The sequence below is a fragment of the Nocardiopsis sp. NPDC055879 genome, from assembly GCF_053615935.1.
Genome location: NZ_JBSHCT010000114.1, coordinates 1 through 1,034 on the forward strand (window position 1 = coordinate 1; position 1,034 = coordinate 1,034).

The window sequence follows — 1,034 nt, forward strand, 5'->3', positions numbered from 1 at the left end:
GCGAGTGATTTCAGGACCGACGGGTCGTCGATCGTCCTGGGCTCCGAGGCTGGGCTCATGGGGCTCAACGTAGTTGTGCACAGGTTTCTGTGCAAGCCCTTGACCGGAGGCGAGGGGTGTGCACAATAAGGTGTGCACAGTTTTTTGTGCACAGATCCCTGTGTATGGGGAACCGTGGTCGATGCCCGAACCGAGAGAGGTGACCCGATGTCCGCCCCCCGAAAGCGAGCGGTGCTCCTGGAGGCACTGCTTCCCCTTCCGTTACTGCTCCTGGGTGTGTTCCTGGCACTCCCGGCCCGAGCCGCCCCCGACGAACCCGGTGCTCCGCCACGGGAGGAGCGTGAGAGCGGGACGTCAGGGGTGAGCCAGGTGGCAGTGGAGTTCACGGCGGGGGAGCGCACCGTGCGCGGGGCCGTTCTCGCCCCGGAGGGCACGGAGGACGAACACCCCGGAGTGGTGCTCGTCGCCGGCTCCGGCGCAGGCGTGCCCATGGAGACGTACCTGCCGGTGGCCGAGGTCTTCGCGGCGGCCGGCGTGGTCGCCCTGGTCTACGACAAGAGGGGGGAGGCCGACGGATACGGCCTCTCCGAGGCCTCACTGCCCGACCTCGCCGACGACGCCGTCGCCGGGGTCCGGTTGCTCCGCGAACGCCCCGACGTCCGTTCCGACCTGGTGGGGGTGCACGGCCACAGCGAGGGCGGCTGGACCGTCATCGAGGCGGGGGTGCGATCGGCGGAGGTGGACTTCGTGGTGGCGGCGGCGCCCAGCGCGCTGCCACCGGACCGCACACAGATCTGGATGAACCAGGTCCGGCTGCGCCACGCGGGGGTGTCGGACCGGCTGCTCGACGACCTGGGCGGGCGACTGACCCGCCACGTGGTGGGCGCCGACGCCTTCCGCCTGGCTGGCCACGACCCCCTGCCCGACCTGGCGCGGCTCGAACAACCCTTCCTGGGGGTGATCGCCGAACACGACCGCAGTACCCCACCCGGACAGACCCTGGAGCTGTACAGGGACACCCTGGAAGGGAGCGG

General features: G+C 70.2%; 1 protein-coding gene. It reads left to right on the forward strand.

The annotated features are described in order from the left end of the window. Positions 1–207 precede the first annotated feature (207 nt). Positions 208–1,034: alpha/beta hydrolase (locus tag ACWGKS_RS30125; RefSeq protein ID WP_452525133.1), on the forward strand; the 827-nt coding region annotated here is incomplete at its 3' end.